Source organism: Paenibacillus sp. FSL L8-0494, assembly GCF_038003695.1.
In the GTDB taxonomy this organism is placed as follows: Bacteria; Bacillota; Bacilli; order Paenibacillales; family Paenibacillaceae; genus Paenibacillus_AQ; species Paenibacillus_AQ odorifer.
Genome location: NZ_JBBOPQ010000001.1, coordinates 169,831 through 187,180 on the forward strand (window position 1 = coordinate 169,831; position 17,350 = coordinate 187,180).

Annotated in this window: 16 protein-coding genes and 1 tRNA gene; 15 read left to right on the plus strand and 2 right to left on the minus strand. The window is 44.7% G+C overall.

Going from position 1 to position 17,350, the window contains the following annotated elements; all coding sequences use genetic code 11:
- Positions 1–283 precede the first annotated feature (283 nt).
- From uxaC to NYE35_RS00900, 14 genes are all read left to right on the plus strand, one after another.
- Positions 284–1,711, plus strand: coding sequence for a glucuronate isomerase (uxaC, locus tag NYE35_RS00835; RefSeq protein WP_341119888.1), 1,428 nt, complete (start codon positions 284–286; stop codon positions 1,709–1,711).
- Between the two features lie 57 nt (positions 1,712–1,768).
- Positions 1,769–2,773 carry a LacI family DNA-binding transcriptional regulator gene (locus NYE35_RS00840; RefSeq protein WP_038568114.1) on the plus strand — a complete coding sequence of 335 codons (1,005 nt, stop codon included), beginning with the start codon at positions 1,769–1,771 and terminating at the stop codon, positions 2,771–2,773.
- 157 nt (positions 2,774–2,930) lie between these two features.
- Positions 2,931–4,400, plus strand: coding sequence for a tagaturonate reductase (locus NYE35_RS00845; RefSeq protein ID WP_341119889.1), 1,470 nt, complete (start codon positions 2,931–2,933; stop codon positions 4,398–4,400).
- A gap of 33 nt (positions 4,401–4,433) precedes the next feature.
- Positions 4,434–5,924: a UxaA family hydrolase gene (locus tag NYE35_RS00850; RefSeq protein ID WP_036687136.1), complete on the plus strand. Its 1,491-nt coding sequence runs from the start codon at positions 4,434–4,436 to the stop codon at positions 5,922–5,924.
- Positions 5,925–6,132: 208 nt separating this feature from the next.
- Complete coding sequence (locus NYE35_RS00855) at positions 6,133–6,357, plus strand: DUF1858 domain-containing protein (RefSeq protein ID WP_036687092.1); 225 nt, start codon at positions 6,133–6,135, stop codon at positions 6,355–6,357.
- A gap of 15 nt (positions 6,358–6,372) precedes the next feature.
- On the plus strand, positions 6,373–7,632 hold the full coding sequence (locus NYE35_RS00860) for a DUF438 domain-containing protein (protein ID WP_339824214.1): 1,260 nt from the start codon (positions 6,373–6,375) through the stop codon (positions 7,630–7,632).
- 209 nt (positions 7,633–7,841) lie between these two features.
- Entirely contained in the window at positions 7,842–8,792 is a 951-nt protein-coding gene (locus NYE35_RS00865; protein ID WP_036687097.1) for an ROK family glucokinase, read from the plus strand.
- A gap of 46 nt (positions 8,793–8,838) precedes the next feature.
- Entirely contained in the window at positions 8,839–9,738 is a 900-nt protein-coding gene (gene rapZ / locus NYE35_RS00870; protein WP_036687099.1) for an RNase adapter RapZ, read from the plus strand.
- A 54-nt stretch (positions 9,739–9,792) separates the two neighbouring features.
- Positions 9,793–10,740: a gluconeogenesis factor YvcK family protein gene (locus tag NYE35_RS00875; RefSeq protein WP_169744815.1), complete on the plus strand. Its 948-nt coding sequence runs from the start codon at positions 9,793–9,795 to the stop codon at positions 10,738–10,740.
- A 45-nt stretch (positions 10,741–10,785) separates the two neighbouring features.
- Positions 10,786–11,715, plus strand: a complete 930-nt coding sequence (gene whiA, locus NYE35_RS00880; RefSeq protein WP_036687104.1) for a DNA-binding protein WhiA — start codon at positions 10,786–10,788, stop codon at positions 11,713–11,715.
- 97 nt (positions 11,716–11,812) lie between these two features.
- A complete protein-coding gene (locus tag NYE35_RS00885; protein WP_036687106.1) occupies positions 11,813–12,082 on the plus strand; it encodes an HPr family phosphocarrier protein in 270 nt (89 codons plus the stop codon).
- A 168-nt stretch (positions 12,083–12,250) separates the two neighbouring features.
- A complete protein-coding gene (locus tag NYE35_RS00890; protein ID WP_076101069.1) occupies positions 12,251–13,006 on the plus strand; it encodes an SIMPL domain-containing protein in 756 nt (251 codons plus the stop codon).
- A 126-nt stretch (positions 13,007–13,132) separates the two neighbouring features.
- Positions 13,133–14,236, plus strand: a complete 1,104-nt coding sequence (locus tag NYE35_RS00895; protein ID WP_341119890.1) for a PdaC/SigV domain-containing protein — start codon at positions 13,133–13,135, stop codon at positions 14,234–14,236.
- A gap of 111 nt (positions 14,237–14,347) precedes the next feature.
- Positions 14,348–14,986 carry a GDSL-type esterase/lipase family protein gene (locus tag NYE35_RS00900; protein WP_341119891.1) on the plus strand — a complete coding sequence of 213 codons (639 nt, stop codon included), beginning with the start codon at positions 14,348–14,350 and terminating at the stop codon, positions 14,984–14,986.
- Positions 14,987–15,075: 89 nt separating this feature from the next.
- On the opposite strand, the gene clpP is transcribed toward NYE35_RS00900, so the two are convergent.
- Together clpP and NYE35_RS00910 are read right to left on the minus strand one after the other, a co-directional pair.
- Complete coding sequence (gene clpP, locus NYE35_RS00905) at positions 15,076–15,672, minus strand: ATP-dependent Clp endopeptidase proteolytic subunit ClpP (protein WP_036687113.1); 597 nt, start codon at positions 15,670–15,672, stop codon at positions 15,076–15,078.
- A 193-nt stretch (positions 15,673–15,865) separates the two neighbouring features.
- Positions 15,866–15,940: transfer RNA gene (locus NYE35_RS00910), tRNA-Arg, on the minus strand.
- Between the two features lie 268 nt (positions 15,941–16,208).
- Here NYE35_RS00910 and NYE35_RS00915 point away from each other — a divergent pair.
- Positions 16,209–17,261, plus strand: a complete 1,053-nt coding sequence (locus tag NYE35_RS00915; RefSeq protein WP_339824209.1) for a sugar-binding transcriptional regulator — start codon at positions 16,209–16,211, stop codon at positions 17,259–17,261.
- Positions 17,262–17,350: the final 89 nt, after the last annotated feature.

Below are 17,350 nucleotides of genomic sequence, written 5' to 3' on the forward strand. Positions count from 1 at the left end.
TTTTATAATGGTGGGGCCGTGTCCGGAAATTAAATATGTTGTTTATTTATTACCGCTCGGAAGTTAAAATAACTGTAACAATGTCCTTATAAAAAGACTTGCGCATTTTAAAAATACGTTTACAATGAAGATATAATGTTAACGTGAACAATTTATATTGATACCTTTTACAAGCAATAATTTTAAGTTTAAAATATTTATTAGGAAATCAACTGATTGAATAAATGTTCACGTTAAACTTTGTGTAACTCCCATTTGAACTTAAAGGAGAGCAGCAAACCTCATGAGTAAAAAATTCATGGATGAGAACTTTCTATTGTCGAGCGAGACCGCAATTAAGCTGTTTCATAATCACGCGAAAGACATGCCCATTATCGATTATCATTGCCACCTCAGTCCAAAAGAAATTTATGAGAACAAAACGTTCAACAATATTACCGAAGCTTGGCTGTATGGCGACCATTATAAATGGAGAGTGATGCGCGCTAACGGTATAGAAGAGAAATTCATTACTGGCGATGCCAGTGATTATGATAAATTTATGGCCTGGGCTAGAACGGTTCCGATGATTATCGGGAATCCGCTATACCATTGGACGCATCTGGAGCTGCAACGTTTCTTCGGTGTATATGAGTTGCTGAATGAAGCTAACGCACCAAAAATTTGGGATGAAGTGAATAGACAGCTACAAAGTGAAGGATTCGGAGCAAGAGATTTGATCATTAAATCGAAGGTGACTACGGTTTGTACTACCGATGATCCTGTAGATAATCTGGAATATCATGAGAAAATCAGTAATGTGAGTGGGTTCAATGCTAGCGTTGTGCCGGGATTCCGGCCAGATAAAGCGCTTGAAATCAACCGTCCAACCTTCCAGCCGTGGGTAGCCCAGCTAAGCGAAGTTTCGGGAATGGCTGTTGAGAATTACGGACAGTTTCTTGCAGCATTGGAGAGCAGAGTGAGATTCTTCCACGCGAGAGCCGGCCGTGTATCTGACCATGCTTTGGATGCGGTAATGTTTGAGCCAACTACCTTGGAGGAAGCTACAGCTATATTCGCTAAAGCACTTCATGAAGGCACTGTAAGTGAGAGTGAAGAAAAGAAATATAAAGGATTCACGCTAGTATTCCTCGGCAAATTGTACAACGAGCTGGATTGGGCGATGCAATTCCATATTCATGCGCTTCGGAATAACAACAGCGTAATGTTCGGACGTCTCGGACCTGACACGGGTTATGATTCCATCAATGACGGCGTGATTGCTAAGCCTTTGGCGGGTCTGCTCGATGCGCTGGATCGTGAGAATGCATTGCCTAAGACCATTTTGTACTCACTGAACCCTAATGATAATCATGTTATTGCCAGTTTAATGGGCAGCTTCCAGGGCGGCGGTATTCCAGGGAAGATTCAATTCGGAACCGCATGGTGGTACAACGATAATAAAGACGGCATGCTGGAACAGATGAAGACACTTGCTAATCTAGGCGTACTTAGCCAATTTGTTGGGATGCTAACAGACTCCAGAAGCTTTTTATCGTATACCAGACATGAGTACTTTAGAAGAATCTTGTGTGATCTGGTAGGCTCTTGGGTAGAGGCTGGAGAAGCCCCGGATGATATGGAGTTACTGGGCAGTATGATTGAGAACATCTGTTACAATAACGCTGATCATTATTTTAATTTCTCGAAACAGGCATTGGTGACTAGGTAATCGTTATGATATCCTTACATGGAAGAGCCAAACCCGTTTGATAAGGAAGGTTGACCCATGGCACCTACAATCAAGGATATCGCCAAATTGGCGAATGTATCGCATACAACTGTATCGAGAGCACTTAACAATAGTCCACTAATTAAAGAGGTCACACGTAAAAAAATTGCCGAGATCGCTGCGCAAGTGGGCTACGTCCCTAATTACAATGCCAAAAGCCTTGTGATGCAGCGATCCTATACCATTGGTCTGTTCTTCACGAGTATTGCCAACGGCACAACTTCGGGTTTCTTCTCTGACACGATTCGTGGTGTAAATAGTGTCATAGATGTAGAGTACAATCTGTTCATCCGTGGGATCGACGATTATGCGGAATATTCCTCTATTCATCGCAAACGTTTTGATGGAATTATTCTAATGAGCCAGAGTGAAGCAGATAATAAATTCATTTACCATGTTGTCCAGCAAGGCATTCCAATCGTTGTGCTGAACCGGGAAATTGATGACCGCTCCATTATCAACATCATCTCGAACGACCGGGAAGGTGCTTATAATGCAGGCAAATACCTGATCGAAAACGGGCATCAAGACATTGCAATTATTGAAGGTGTCGAGGGCTTTAAATCCACACAGGAACGCAGAGATGGCTTTATAAAAGCTTTGATTGACCATAATATCCCTGTTCGTAATGACTACATGATAAGTGGTAATTATGATATGCAAAGTGGATATGAGGCGATGGGCAAGCTACTGGATCTCGAGAAACCACCAACTGCTGTATTTTGCTCCAATGATGATATGGCGATTGGGGCTATGAAAGGTGTGTTTGAGCGAGGGCTGCAGGTGCCAAATGATATCTCTGTTGTTGGTTTTGACGACATTGGGTTTTCACTTTTTGCCAATCCTTCACTCACCACGGTCAAACGTCCTATTGAGAAGATTAGTGAGCAAGGCGCTCGCCAGCTGTTAAGCTTGGTCAAGGAGCCCTCAGAAAAAGACGGGCGGATCTCGATCGAGACAGAGCTTATTGCCAGAGAATCAGTCAGGAAGTTGCAGAAGTAGAGGCTGCGTATAGCAGCCTAATCCTTTACTATCGTAAAGGGTTGCTATCTAAAATTTTCACGTGTGCATATATTTAATTAATTATCAATATAAATATGATTTTATATAGTTTGTTTAATTAGTTTATCGTGTGCATTTACTATTAGGAGGCGTTTATATGAAAAGATTAAATAGCGATAATTGGACAGCTTACAAGCAGTATCCTGAGAAGGTCCTACAATTTGGCGAAGGCAATTTCATGCGCGCTTTTGTAGATTGGCAGATTCATACCATGAATCAAAAAACGGATTTCAATGGTGGAGTGGTTGTTGTACAGCCGCTGGCTAACGGACTGGCGGAAATGCTAAATGATCAGAATGGGCTGTATACCCTTTATCTGCAAGGCATTAAAGACGGAGCGGCTGTAAAAGAGCACGAGGTAATTAATTGTATTACGCGGACGCTTAATCCCTATTCACAGCATGAGGAGTATATGAAGCTGGCTGAGAACCCTGAGCTGCGCTTTATCGTGTCTAATACTACTGAAGCGGGAATTGCTTTTGAAGCCGGCGACAAGTTAACCGATACGCCGCAGAGTAGTTTCCCGGGCAAGCTGACGGCCTTATTGTACAAACGTTATCAAATTTTTAATGGGGATGCTTCTAAAGGTTTTATCATCATTCCATGTGAGCTGATTGACCGGAATGGTGATGAGCTCAAAAAGGTTATTTTGAAATATGCTGAGCTGTGGAATCTTGGAGAAGGTTTTGTGAACTGGTTGAATGAAGCTAATACCTTCTGCTGCAGTCTGGTGGACCGCATTGTTCCCGGTTATCCAAGAGACAGCATTGCCGAGATTACAGAAGAGTTGGGTTATGAGGATAAGCTGGTCGTTGTCGGCGAGCAATTCCATCTTTGGGTAATTGAAGGACCACAGTGGATTAAAAAGGAGTTCCCGGCTGAACTAGCAGGTCTTAATGTGTTGGTGGTGGATGATATGGCCCCTTATCGGACTCGTAAAGTGAGGATTTTAAACGGAGCTCATACAGCTATGACACCAGTAGCGTATTTGTACGGTATTGATACGGTTGCTGAGGCCATTGAGCACGAAGAGGTTGGGGCGTACGTGAAGTCCTTAATCTACGATGAGATTATTCCAACGCTGGATCTGCCGGCAGAGGAATTGAATTCTTTTGCAGACGCGGTATTAGAAAGATTCCTGAACCCTTATGTGCAGCATTACTTGATGAGCATTTCCCTCAATTCTATATCGAAGTTTAAGACAAGAGATCTGCCTTCTTTACTGCGATATGTAGAGGCCAAAGGACAATTGCCTGAAAAGCTTGTCTTCTCATTGAGCGCATTAATTGCCTTCTATAGAGGACGCAGAGGGGAAGAAAACATTCAACTGGCTGATGATGCGGATATTTTGGAATGGTTCGCCTCCTTATGGGGAGGATGGGATGGCACAGACACCGGGCTGCGCGCACTGGCCGTCGAAGTACTTGCCGCAACCAATCGCTGGGGCTGTGATCTGAATGAAGTGGCTGGACTTACTGACAAGGTGACAGAAGGACTGATTGCGATTGAGAAAAATGGCATGAAGCAAGCCTTAAAAGCGTTCGTGAAGAGACCGGCACACAACTAATACCCTGGAGGTGACAATGATATGATCAAGACGATGAAAGAAGTATTGCAGATTAATGAGGCTGATAATGTCGCTGTTGCACTTAAAGACTATAAAGCAGGCGACACCATTGTGATTGGTTCAAAAGAGATTAAAATTACTGAAGATATCGCTAGAGGCCATAAAATTGCACTGTCCAGCATTAGCGAAGGTGAAAACGTATTGAAATATGGTTACCCCATTGGTCATGCTATAGCGTCTATCGCGCCGGGGCAGTGGGTGCATACCCATAACACTAAGACAAACCTAACAGGGGTAGAGGAATATACCTTTGAGCAGAAGCTGACGCCGAATCCTTTTGCAGCGGAGAATTTGACCTTTAAGGGGTATCGCCGCTTTGATGGATCTGTAGGTATCCGCAATGAGCTGTGGATCGTCCCTACTGTTGGTTGTGTGAATGGAGTGGCGGAGCAGATCATCAATATTTTCAAAGCAGAGGTTGGGGATATCGCACCTTTCGATAACGTGCTCGTGCTTAAGCATAACTACGGTTGCTCCCAGCTGGGCGATGATCATGACAATACACGTACGATACTGGCTAACGCGGTTAAACACCCGAATGCGGGCGGCGTGCTTGTGCTCGGATTGGGCTGTGAGAATAACAATTTGCATATTTTTAAAGATATGCTTGGCAGTTATGATGAGGATCGTGTGCGTTTCCTTGTCTCCCAGGAGGTTGGGAATGAGATTGAAGAAGGCGTGAAGCTGCTGAAGGAAATCTATAATAATGTCCAAGGCGATCAAAGGGAAGAGGTATCACTCTCTGAGCTGAAAATCGGTCTGAAATGTGGAGGCTCCGACGGGTTATCCGGTATTACTGCGAATCCGCTCCTTGGACGTCTGTCTGATTATATGGCTGCTCAAGGCGGGACCACTGTACTGACTGAAGTACCTGAAATGTTCGGTGCCGAAAAAATTCTAATGGAACGTGCTGCGGACGAAAATATTTTCCACAAAATTGTCGATCTCATTAATGACTTTAAGCAGTATTTTATGGACTATAAACAGCCGGTATATGAAAATCCTTCTCCAGGGAATAAAGCCGGAGGGATTACTACGCTTGAGGATAAATCATTGGGTTGTACTCAAAAATCCGGGAACGCTACAGTGATGGATGTACTCAAGTATGGAGAGCTTATCACTAACAAAGGCTTAAATCTCCTTAACGCACCTGGCAATGATCTAGTGGCTTCCTCTGCACTGGCTGCTGCTGGCTGCCAATTGGTGATCTTTACGACCGGGCGGGGAACACCATTTGGTACATTCGTGCCAACGATGAAGGTATCTACCAATACCCCATTGTATGAAGGCAAACGTCACTGGATCGATTTTAATGCAGGTGTATTGGTGGAAGATGGTTCTCCAGATGAGGTCCTGCGCAGCTTCATAAACTATATTATTTCGGTGGCCAGCGGTGAATGGGTTAATAATGAAAAGAATAATTTCCGTGAGATCTCCATATTCAAAACAGGAGTAACGCTATAATAAATAATTAATTAATGACAGATCAGGCTGTCTCTTATGCTTTTTAAGCGTAGGGGACAGTTTTTTTTAGGTTCAAAGCATACATAATTCGTCTTTAAAAGAACGATAATTGCATTCTTGGAAATTAGTGATTGCAATCACAATGGTCCTGTACGGCCTGTGCTAATCTTTTATTGAGAATAGTTCTCACATAAAGGAGAAGAGTCAAATGGAAAAAGTGCTGAGTTTGGATGAATCTATATTCGAGATGGTATCACGGCATCCGGAGGTCATCGAGATTATGGTAGAGCTGGGCTTTAAGGATATTGCCAAGCCTGGCATGCTGCAGACCGCTGGCCGTTTCATGACCTTATCCAAAGGAATTAAGCTGAAGAAAATGGATCTCGAGCACGTGAAGCTAACTTTTGAACGTCATGGTTTCGAGATTATTTAATAAAGGAGTGTTAATATGAGCGAACTAATTAACAACCGTGAAGTTGATGTGCCGGAACAGACTCGTCGCCAGGCTATGCTTAAGGAAATTATTAAAGAGCTGCATGCAGGCAAAAGTGTAGAAGAGGTTAAGGCGCGGTTCGCCGAAGCTGTGGGTGATGTTACCGTAGCGGAGATTTCCGCGATGGAGCATTCATTAATGACCGAAGAAGGAATTCCGGTATCCGAGGTCCAACGTCTTTGTTCGGTGCATACAGCCATCTTTAAAGGCTCTATTGAGCAGATTCACCGCTCGTCTAAGCCCGAGGAGCAGCCAGGCCATCCAGTACACACCTTCAAATTGGAGAATCGTGAGATCGAAAGACTTGTTAACTTCCGCATGGATCTGCACGCAACAAAGTTTCAAAAGAACGATAGTGAGGAATTGATCTTCAAGTTGTTGGAGGATCTTAGCTTGCTGCTGGATCTTGATAAGCACTATAGCCGAAAAGAAAATCTGCTGTTCCCATACCTCGAAAAATACGGCATTTATGGCCCAACCAAGGTAATGTGGGGAGTGGATGATAATATCCGCCGTATGATTAAAGAGGCAAAAGCAGCGCTCAGCACTTATAGCGGAAACGCAGCAGAAATAGGCGTTCAGCTTGAGGAGATCATCAAGGAAGTTAATGAAATGATCTTTAAGGAGGAAAATATTCTACTGCCCATGGCCCTGGACAAACTGACGGAAGATGAATGGGTCAAAATCGCCCGGGAGAGCGATGAGATCGGGTTCTGCCTAACCGCACCAGAGCAGGAGTGGATCCCTGAGCGGGCTGCAGATCCGGAAGGCGCAGTGCCGGAAGAAACAGAAGGAGCGACGCCGCAAGGCGGGTTCATCCGTTTTGAGACAGGGTTGTTGTCACTGCATCAGCTCGAGACCGTACTCAACCATCTGCCTGTAGATCTAACCTTCATTGACGAGAATGATGTCGTTCGATATTTTTCACACGGGAAGGAACGTATCTTTGCTCGAACTAAAGCGGTTATCGGCCGTACAGTACAGAACTGTCATCCCCCGCAAAGTGTTCATGTGGTAGAGAAGCTTTTGGAAGACTTTAAGGCAGGTCGTAAGGATGCTGAAGACTTCTGGATCAACATCAAGGATAAGTTTATCTACATCCGTTACTTCGCTGTACGAGACGAGTCAGGCCAATATATGGGCACGCTAGAGTTCACACAGAATATCGCTCCAATCCGAGCACTAGAGGGACAAAAGCGCATTTTATCAGAATAAATCGGTACGTTGGGTTATTTTCCAGATAATAATATAGGTACGAGACTCTCTTACTTAGGTGTAAGGGGGTCTTTTTAGAATATAATAGAGTATACTCTTAAAATAAGGAATTCCCGGGTGTGTTGTCTTTCCTTGACCACAGAGAGGGCTTCTATTATAGTTGGTACTTAGGATTAACTATTTTAGTATAAAAAAAGGTGGCTTGTTACATGTCTGAGAATATCTACGTTGGCGTGGATTTGGGTGGAACTGCAATTAAGGTTGGAATCTGTAATGCTGAAGGTACCCTGCTACATACTTATGAGGGACCTACAGGAACTGCAGAGGGTGTCGATACTGTTATCGATAATATCGAGAAGTATGTACGCCAAATTGTGGAGGATTCCCCGTACTCTTGGGATCAGCTTGCAGGTGTAGGAGCGGGTGTAGCCGGGTTCACAAATATTCGTGAAGGAATCATCATCCTTGCGCCTAACATAGGATTTAGAGATGTGCCGATCCGTTCCATTTTGGAAGATCGTTGGAACAAGCCTGTCAAAATAGACAATGATGCGAATGTGGCTGCACTGGGGGAAGCTTGGAGTGGTGCGGGACGTGGCGTTGATAACTGTGTCTGCTATACGCTTGGAACAGGTGTCGGTGGCGGAATCATTATTAATGGAAAGATTTATCAAGGTTTTGCGGGATTAGCTGGTGAGCTTGGACATATCACAGTAGTGCCGGATCTGGAAGCTATTCAATGCGGCTGTGGCAACATGGGCTGTCTGGAAACCGTTTCCTCCGCTACAGGTATTATCCGCATGGCTAATGATGCAGTAGCTCGTGGCGATCGTACTTCCCTCTCTATGGTAGAGAAGATTGCTGCGAAAGAAGTCTTTGATGCGGCTAAGGCTGGCGATGAAGTAGCTATCCGTATAGTAAATCGTGCAGCGTACTATCTGGGTAAATCCATGGCTTCTGTTGCGGCTGTGCTTAACCCTGAAGTATTTATCGTTGGCGGCGGCGTGTCTAAGGCTGGAGATATTCTATTTGATGAGGTTCGTCGTGTGTTTGCGAAATTGACACCGGCTCCGCTTCAAACTGGTGTTTCGATTATTCCAGCTGAGCTTGGCAATGACGCAGGTATTGTTGGGGCTGCCGGCCTTTTGCTGCGTTCTTAAAAGACGGGAAGTATTCATATACTAAATCTAGGGAGGGGACGCTTTTATGACCGAATTGGACAATACCCCAACGGCTGGAGCCACCCTGATTATTATTACGGGAATGTCAGGTGCGGGGAAGACAATTGCTGTACAGAGTCTGGAAGACCTAGGGTTCTTCTGTGTCGATAATTTACCACCGGTACTGATTCCCAAGTTCGCAGAGCTAATTGAACAGTCGAAGGGTAAGATTGCCAAGGTAGCCCTTGTAATTGACCTGCGTGGTCGAGAATTCTTCACTGCTTTGTCTGAGTCTCTTGCCTATATCAAGGATGAGTCAACCATTGGCTGTGAGATCTTGTTTTTGGATGCTACAGATTCAGTACTTGTTCAGCGTTACAAGGAAAGTCGACGTCATCATCCATTAGCACCTAAGGGGCTGCCGCTTGATGGTATCAAGCTAGAACGTAAGATGCTTGAAGAATTGAAAAATTCAGCTACGTTATGTTTAGATACCAGCAGTATGAAGCCCGTGCAGCTTAAGGAGAAGATCATTTCACGGTTTTCGCATCTAGGAAAAAGTACGCTTTCCGTCAATATTACATCCTTCGGATTTAAGTACGGTATTCCTATTGATGCAGATCTTGTCTTCGATGTCCGCTTCTTGCCTAACCCACATTATGTGGACCATCTGCGGCCTAAAACCGGCCAGGATAGTGAAGTCTACGATTATGTAATGAAGTGGCCTGAAACACAGGTGTTCCTGACCAAACTGCTCGATATGCTTCATTTTCTAATTCCGCAATATCGTAAGGAAGGTAAGTCCCAGATTATCATTGGCATTGGCTGTACGGGAGGTAAACACCGTTCCGTAGCCATATCCGAGTATTTGGGTAAAATGCTGGGCGTTAGCGAGACGGAATCCGTAACCGTTAGTCATAGGGATTCCGAGCGTGATCGGCACTAGAGAGAAGGGGTCATAGTGGCTGAAGAACAAAGACAGCGTCCACGTATCGTCGTTATGGGCGGTGGCACGGGGTTATCTGTCATGCTTCGTGGTTTAAAAGAGAAGCCATTAGATATTACTGCTATTGTTACCGTTGCCGATGATGGGGGAAGCTCTGGTATTTTACGCAGTGAACTGCAAATGCCTCCTCCTGGGGACATCCGCAACGTATTGACAGCTATGGCTGATGTTGAGCCGCTCATGGCAGAGATTATGAGATACCGTTTCAACACGGGTGAGGGACTAGCTGGTCATAGTCTCGGCAACTTGATTCTTGCTGCGCTCACGGATATATCTGGCGATTTCGTTACGGCTGTTCGGGAGCTCAGTAGATTATTCGCTGTTCGCGGCCGGGTATTGCCTGCGGCCGGTGAAGCTGTAATCCTGCATGCAGAAATGTCGGACGGCACGATTATCACAGGGGAGTCCAAAATCCCTGAAGCTGGCGGGATCATCAGACGAGTGTCCTTGGAGCCGCCAGATGTAGAACCGTTGCCCGAAGCGCTTGAGGCGATTCGGAATGCAGATGCGATCCTGCTGGGTCCTGGCAGTCTGTATACGAGCATTCTTCCCAACCTGCTTGTTCCGAAACTGGCAGAAGCGGTTGTATCTTCGAATGCTATCAAAATTTTCGTCTGCAACGTAATGACTCAGCCGGGTGAAACGGATAACTATACCGTCAGCGATCATCTTCAAGCTGTATATGATCATATCGGGATCGATTTATTCGATTATGTTATTGTTAATGACGGTGAGATTCCGGAACAGGTCCAGACGAAGTACGCCGAGAAGGGCGCGCGCCCGGTGCAGCTTGATAAAGAAGCGCTGGATGGCAATGGATACAAGGTTATAGCCGATAAACTGGTTTTATTCCGAACTTATTTGAGACATGATACCGATAAGCTTAGCCATCACATTTATCAGCTTGTGCAGGATTGGATAAACAGAAACCCTAGGGTATAACTTATAGATGAGAATGAAGTACTTATCAAGAAAGAGGTGAGACCCTTGTCTTTTGCGGCCCTTACCAAAAAAGAGCTGACGATGGTGGAGAGTGAACCCTGCTGCGAGAAGGCGGAAATGTCAGCGCTTATCCGTATGAATGGATCTGTGCAGCTTTCAAGCAAAAAGGTTATTCTCGACATTTCGACGGAGAACGCCGCGATTGCAAGGCGGGTATATTCTTTACTTAAGAAATATTACCAGGTCCATATTGAGCTACTCGTGCGTAAAAAAATGCGTTTGAAGAAAAATAACGTCTATATCGTCAGAATTCCAAACCGTGTACAAGAGATCCTAAAGGATCTTAGAATTGTGTCGGAAGGATTTATTTTTACCGATGGTATTGATGATGAGATTGTTGGGAATAACTGCTGCAAGCGTGCTTATTTGCGTGGTGCCTTTCTGGCTGGCGGATCGGTTAATAATCCGGAAGGCTCCTCCTACCATTTGGAGATTTCCTCGATGTATGAGGAACATTGTAAAGCATTAGTGGATCTGGCTGGGGAATTCCACTTAAATGCACGCTGTATTGAACGTAAAAAAGGATTCATTCTTTACATTAAAGAAGGCGAGAAGATCATTGAATTCTTAAGTTTGATTGGAGCGCATCAGGCGTTGTTCAAATTTGAGGATGTAAGAATTATGCGCGATATGCGTAATTCCGTGAATCGGATCGTGAACTGCGAGACCGCAAATCTCAACAAAACAATAAGTGCTGCGGTGCGGCAGATTGAGAATATCAAGCTGTTGCAGCGAGAAATGGGACTGGAGAATTTGCCGGATAAACTGCGTGAAGTAGCAGAAATTCGAATGGCGCATCCAGATATCAACCTCAAGGAGGTTGGTGAAATGCTCAAAGGTACAGTCAGTAAGTCGGGAGTAAATCATCGGCTTCGTAAGATTGATGAGCTGGCGGACAAGGTTCGAGGCGGCTAATTACTTTTTTTCTAGTGTGGTTTACGTTATAATGATATAATAATATAAAATTAATGTGAAACTTTTGGGGAGAACTCAATTAGGGGGTAAGCGTTTCATGACAAAGCACCCGGTAGTTGTTCGGTTGAAGACAGGGCTTCATGCCCGACCGGCAGCATTGTTTGTGCAAGAAGCTAACAAGTTTTCGTCGGAGATTTTCGTGGAAAAAGATGATAAAAAAGTAAATGCTAAAAGTATTATGGGGATTATGAGCCTCGCTATCAGTTCCGGCACGGAGATTTACATTAGCGCGGACGGTGCGGATGCCGATCAAGCTGTAAACGCTTTGACAAGTCTGGTCAGCAAAGAAGAGCTTGAGAACCAATAATAGGAAGACAACATCGTTTCTGCTAGGAAGACTTTATTTATCGCATGACCAAAAGCCCTTCGGGGCTTTTTTTAATACCAAAAAATAGATTGAGACGTGCAACATTTACCAAAATGACTCGTCTAGAGGATAATAACAAATCACAAGAAATGAAAGGGGCTGGCAAATATGAAAGGTTTATTGAAGAAAATTGGTTCAGTGATGATCGTAGGGAGTTTGTTAATTGGAGGGATCAGCATGAGTGGTGTTTTCCAAGGTCCTGCAAAGGCTTACGCAGATGAAGTGCAGAAAAATGTCGTTAGTGTAGTAGGTAAAGGCGAATTGTCCCTCAAGCCGGATATCGTATACTTGACCATCGGTGTGGATACTACGGCCACAACTGCGCAAGAAGCGCAGAAGACCAATGCCGCTAAAATTCAGAAGATTATGACTTTACTAAAGAATACTTGGAAAATTGCAGATAAAGATATTCAAAGCACGCAGTTTTATGTGCAACCCAATTATAGTTACAGCGAAAAAGAAGGACAGCAAGTGAAGGGGTACAACGCCAATCATACGCTGTTAGTGTCTTATAGAGATCTGACCAAGGTTGGTGAATTGCTGGACGCTGCATCTGCGGCAGGGGCAAATAATATCGGAAATGCACGTTTTTCTGTGGAAGATACTTCTGCATTTGAAGCTCAGGTGATTGAAAAAGCGATGGCGAATGCAGATGTTAAAGCAGGTGCTATTGCTAAGGCAGCTAAACGCAGCTTGGGTCAAGTGATCACGGTCAGCCAAAATGATGGCGATATCACTCCGGTTTATTTTGAACAGAATCTAAAAATGAATATGGCTGCAGCAGATGCTGGTGCAAGCACATCCGTGCAACCCGGAGTAGTTAAAGTTACAACTCAGCTAAGCGTAATGTATGAATTGAAATAGTATCAGAACAAGGTGAATGCAGAGAGGAGAGGTGATCTTCCACTAATAATAGTGGGGGGCGCCTCTTTTTTTGTGTAAGTTCTCTACAATTCTGTTTAATAAATTGGAAAGGAGAGGAAAAATAAGATGATGAATATTATTTCAAAAGAAACAGTACGCAAATGGGGCATAGGTCTGATGTCGGCAGGTTTATTGTTTGGTGGAGGTCTGCTGCCCAGCGAAACGGGTTATGCAGCAGCTAGTAAAACGGAGAATAAAGCTATTGATTCGCGTATCGTTTTAAAGGCAAACGGGATAAATTCGTTACAGGAAGGTATTTTGAAGGAAGGACAGGCCTGGATTCCCATAACTTTTATGCGAGATGTGTTGGGATTACCGCTTGCGTATGATAAGAAGGAAAATGCGTACATGATTGGAAAAGGATCGGCCAAGGCGAAGTTGATGTTATCCAGTTACGGTACTTCTGTGTGGGTGAACAACTATTTCATTCGAGAGTATGAAGGGAAGTTAATTAATAATCGCCTCTATGTTCCATCAGGATTGTTAAATGATTATATGGGTTATAAGGTAGATTGGAGTCGGGCCGCCAGTAAGCTGAATGTGGTGAACAGACCGCAGAACGCGCTGACGGTAACCACGGAAACTTATGCTAAAGATCGGACAGAAGCTTTTATTCAGCTTGATTATCCGAAGATCAGTGGATTGGGCAATTCCAGTGCGCAACAAGCTATTAATAATACTTTGAAGGAAAGTGTTATGAAATTCGCGGCGGGTGCAGAACAGGATATCTCCGATCGAGATGGAGCAGAGCCCAAATACACCTATGATTCAGGTTATGTAGTGACCTACAATCAGAATGGTGTGATCAGCATAGTGATGCATCAGTATAGTGATACGGGCGGCGCTCATGGAATGACTAACCGTGAGGCATTCACCTTCTCGCTTAAAGATGGTAAACGTCTATTGTTGGGCGACCTGTTTGGAGCTAATCCAAACTACAAAAAACAGCTGAATGCTAAGCTGAGCAAGCTGCTGAAGGCAGAGGATAGTTATTTGGGAGGATTCAACGGATTGAATACGGAGAAATATTTCTATCTGAAGGATGACAAGGTTGTTCTGTTCTTCCAATTATATGAGTACACAGCGTATGCTGCAGGCTTCCCTGAGTATACCTTTAGTTTCAAAGAGCTTTTGCCGGATGACAGCAGCCCGTTTGCTGGCATGAAATAAATGGAGATACCTCGTCTCCGCTAATGTCAGCACAAGGCATCTCCCCCTTACCGGAGTTGTCTCTAGTTCATATGCTAAAGGGAGTAACTAGTTTATGAACGGGGGAGAGCTATGGGCTACCAATATACTGCAATTGGCGATTCCTTGACGACTGGATTTGGTGCTCTGCCAGGTAACGGTTTTGTTCCGGTGTACCGTAGAATGGCAGAAGGGAGACTGCGGACTGCTGTAGCCTCTACGAATTTAGGCGTGAACGGAATGACTACTTCAGAGCTGGAGCAGCGGCTGCGCGGAAATTCCATGATGCGTGAGGCCGTTCGAGAAGCCGATATCATCACTGTGTCTATCGGTGGTAATGATTTGATTCACGCGGCCAAATCAGCAGCAAGACAGCAAGGGAACTTATCCGCAGAACTGCGCAGATCGCTTCAGGAATGCAAACAAAATTTCTCTGCAATTATGAATATCCTTATACAATTGAAGGTGAGGACGCGTAGACCTTTTATCATTAGAATTGTGGGATTATATAATCCCTATCCTCAGGTGGTTGGTGCGACAGAGTGGGTCAGACAGTTTAATCAATACGCAGCACAGTACAGCAGCCGAGTATGTGGATTTGCTTCGATTTACAGTGAGTTCGCAGGAAATGAGAGAGGGCTGTTATCCATTGATCATTTGCATCCGAATGGCCGGGGTTATCGCGTAATTGCCGAGAAGCTGGATGCACTAGGTTATGGAGGGCTGAATTGATTGGATTTAGGTCTTCTATAAAATATAAAGAGGCTGTGCCCTATCCTTTATGGTTAGAGCACAGCCTCTTTATATTTTTACTTTATAGCTTACACACCGCTAGGCAATGTCTTCTCGATTACTTTATCTACGATACCGTATTCAGCCGCGTCTGCAGCAGTCATGAAGTAGTCGCGATCTGTATCCTTCTCAATACGTTCTAGAGGTTGACCCGTACGTTCTGCTAGAATACGGTTCAGCTTATCGCGCAATTTGAGGATGCGGCGGGCACGGATTTCAATGTCCGTTGCTTGACCTTGAGCACCACCCAGAGGCTGGTGGATCATGATCTCGCTGTTAGGCAGTGCAAAGCGTTTGCCTTTGGCGCCAGCGTTTAGCAGGAAAGCTCCCATGGAAGCTGCCATACCCACACAGATGGTGGAAACGTCTGGTTTAATGTACTGCATTGTATCAAAAATAGCCATACCTGCAGTAATGGAACCGCCTGGGCTATTCACGTAAAGGTGAATGTCCTTGTCAGGATCTTCGGCAGCCAAGAACAGCATTTGTGCGATGATAGAATTGGCTACCACGTCATTAACCTCCGTTCCAAGGAAAATGATGCGGTCCTTCAGCAGGCGGGAATAGATGTCATAAGCGCGCTCGCCGCGGTTGCTCTGTTCTACTACCATAGGAATATAACTCACGTGGAAAACCTCCTTGATATTGGTTCTTTAAATGTATTCATTTTTACTCTTGCCGTATTACCCACATGATAAACAAATTCAAACAAAAAGTCAAAGAAAGTCAAACTTATATTCAAAAAAAAGAGCCGACAAGCGGCTCTTTGGTTAAGTAGTAGTATAGGCACTACTAAATTATGTGCAAAAATGAAATTAATGGCGCGCCCGCCAAGAATCGAACTTGGATCTCAGGCTTCGGAGGCCTACGTCATATCCATTGGACCACGGGCGCAACAAAAATGATTATAATACAATTTTTACACAATTGCAATGTAATATTAATACTGGACAAGCGCTTTAGGGACAGGCATCGGGCGCTATATCTTTTTCTGACCTTATTAATGTATAAGAAGACAAGCGCTTGAGAATTCTACTCTCGGAAGACTTGCGCTTCGAGCAATATTTGGTTAGAATATGGGTGGGACTTAAAAAGTTTACCCGGGACGTTTTGAGACCATGAACAAGGGAATAGAGGAAGACGAAGTTGCAGGAGTGAAAGTATGCGTAATTTATTAGATATCCAAAAGCAGCTTCTGCCTGATCTCATGGAAACCCTTAAGAGACGGTACACGATTCTTCATCAGATCATGCTGTCCGATATTATTGGGCGCAGAACGCTAGCCGCTTCGCTAGATATGACTGAGCGGGTACTGCGTGCCGAGACGGATCTTCTGAAATCGCAAGGGCTTATTGAGATCGAGAGTGTTGGCATGCGCATTAGCGCTGCTGGACGTAGACTGCTTGATTTGCTAGAGCCGGTTGTTAAGAGCCTATTTGGTCTGGATGAGCTGGAAGAGAAAATTCGAGCAACGTATGGTCTGGATAAAGTTATTGTAGTACCGGGTGATTGTGAGTCATCGCCGTTCACCAAACGAGAGCTTGGCCGGGCGGGTGCGAAAGCGCTGCTGAGTATACTTCGCCCAGATGATACAGTTGCCGTCACAGGTGGATCGACGCTTGCCGATATGGCTGATCAACTGACACCACCGTTGTCCCTTTCCTATAAGAACGCTTGGTTTGTTCCGGCGCGTGGAGGATTAGGAGAGAGTATGGAGATTCAAGCCAACACGATTGCCTCAACAATGGCAAAGCGGGTTGGAGCCAACTACCGGTTGTTGCATGTCCCTGATTTGCTTAGTGGGGATGCATACCAATCGCTGGCACTTGACTCTAATATTGGAGAGATTGTACAAACCATCCGCAGTTCGCGTATTATTGTACATGGGATTGGGGATGCCATTGAAATGACCCGCCGCCGCAAACTGGACGAGGCTACAGTCTCGGAAATCCAGGGTGAAGGGGCAGTGGCCGAATCTTTTGGCTATTATTTCAATGAAGAGGGTCAGGTTGTCCATACCATGCTTACGATGGGTCTACGTCTAGAAGATATTATTCGGACAGAGAAAGTCATCGGTATTGCAGGAGGCAAACCCAAGGCCAAAGCCATTCATGCCATGCTGCGTTTCGGGCAGGAGAATATTCTCGTCACGGACGAGGCTGCCGCAGTAGAAATAGGCAAGGAAATTGACAATCAACTACAGCTATCTTCGTAGTTTTTAGATTGCAGGCAATACAACATACTTCTTGCATCATACTTAACATTGTTGTCATGACAGACCTCACCGTCTGTTTTGAATAAATA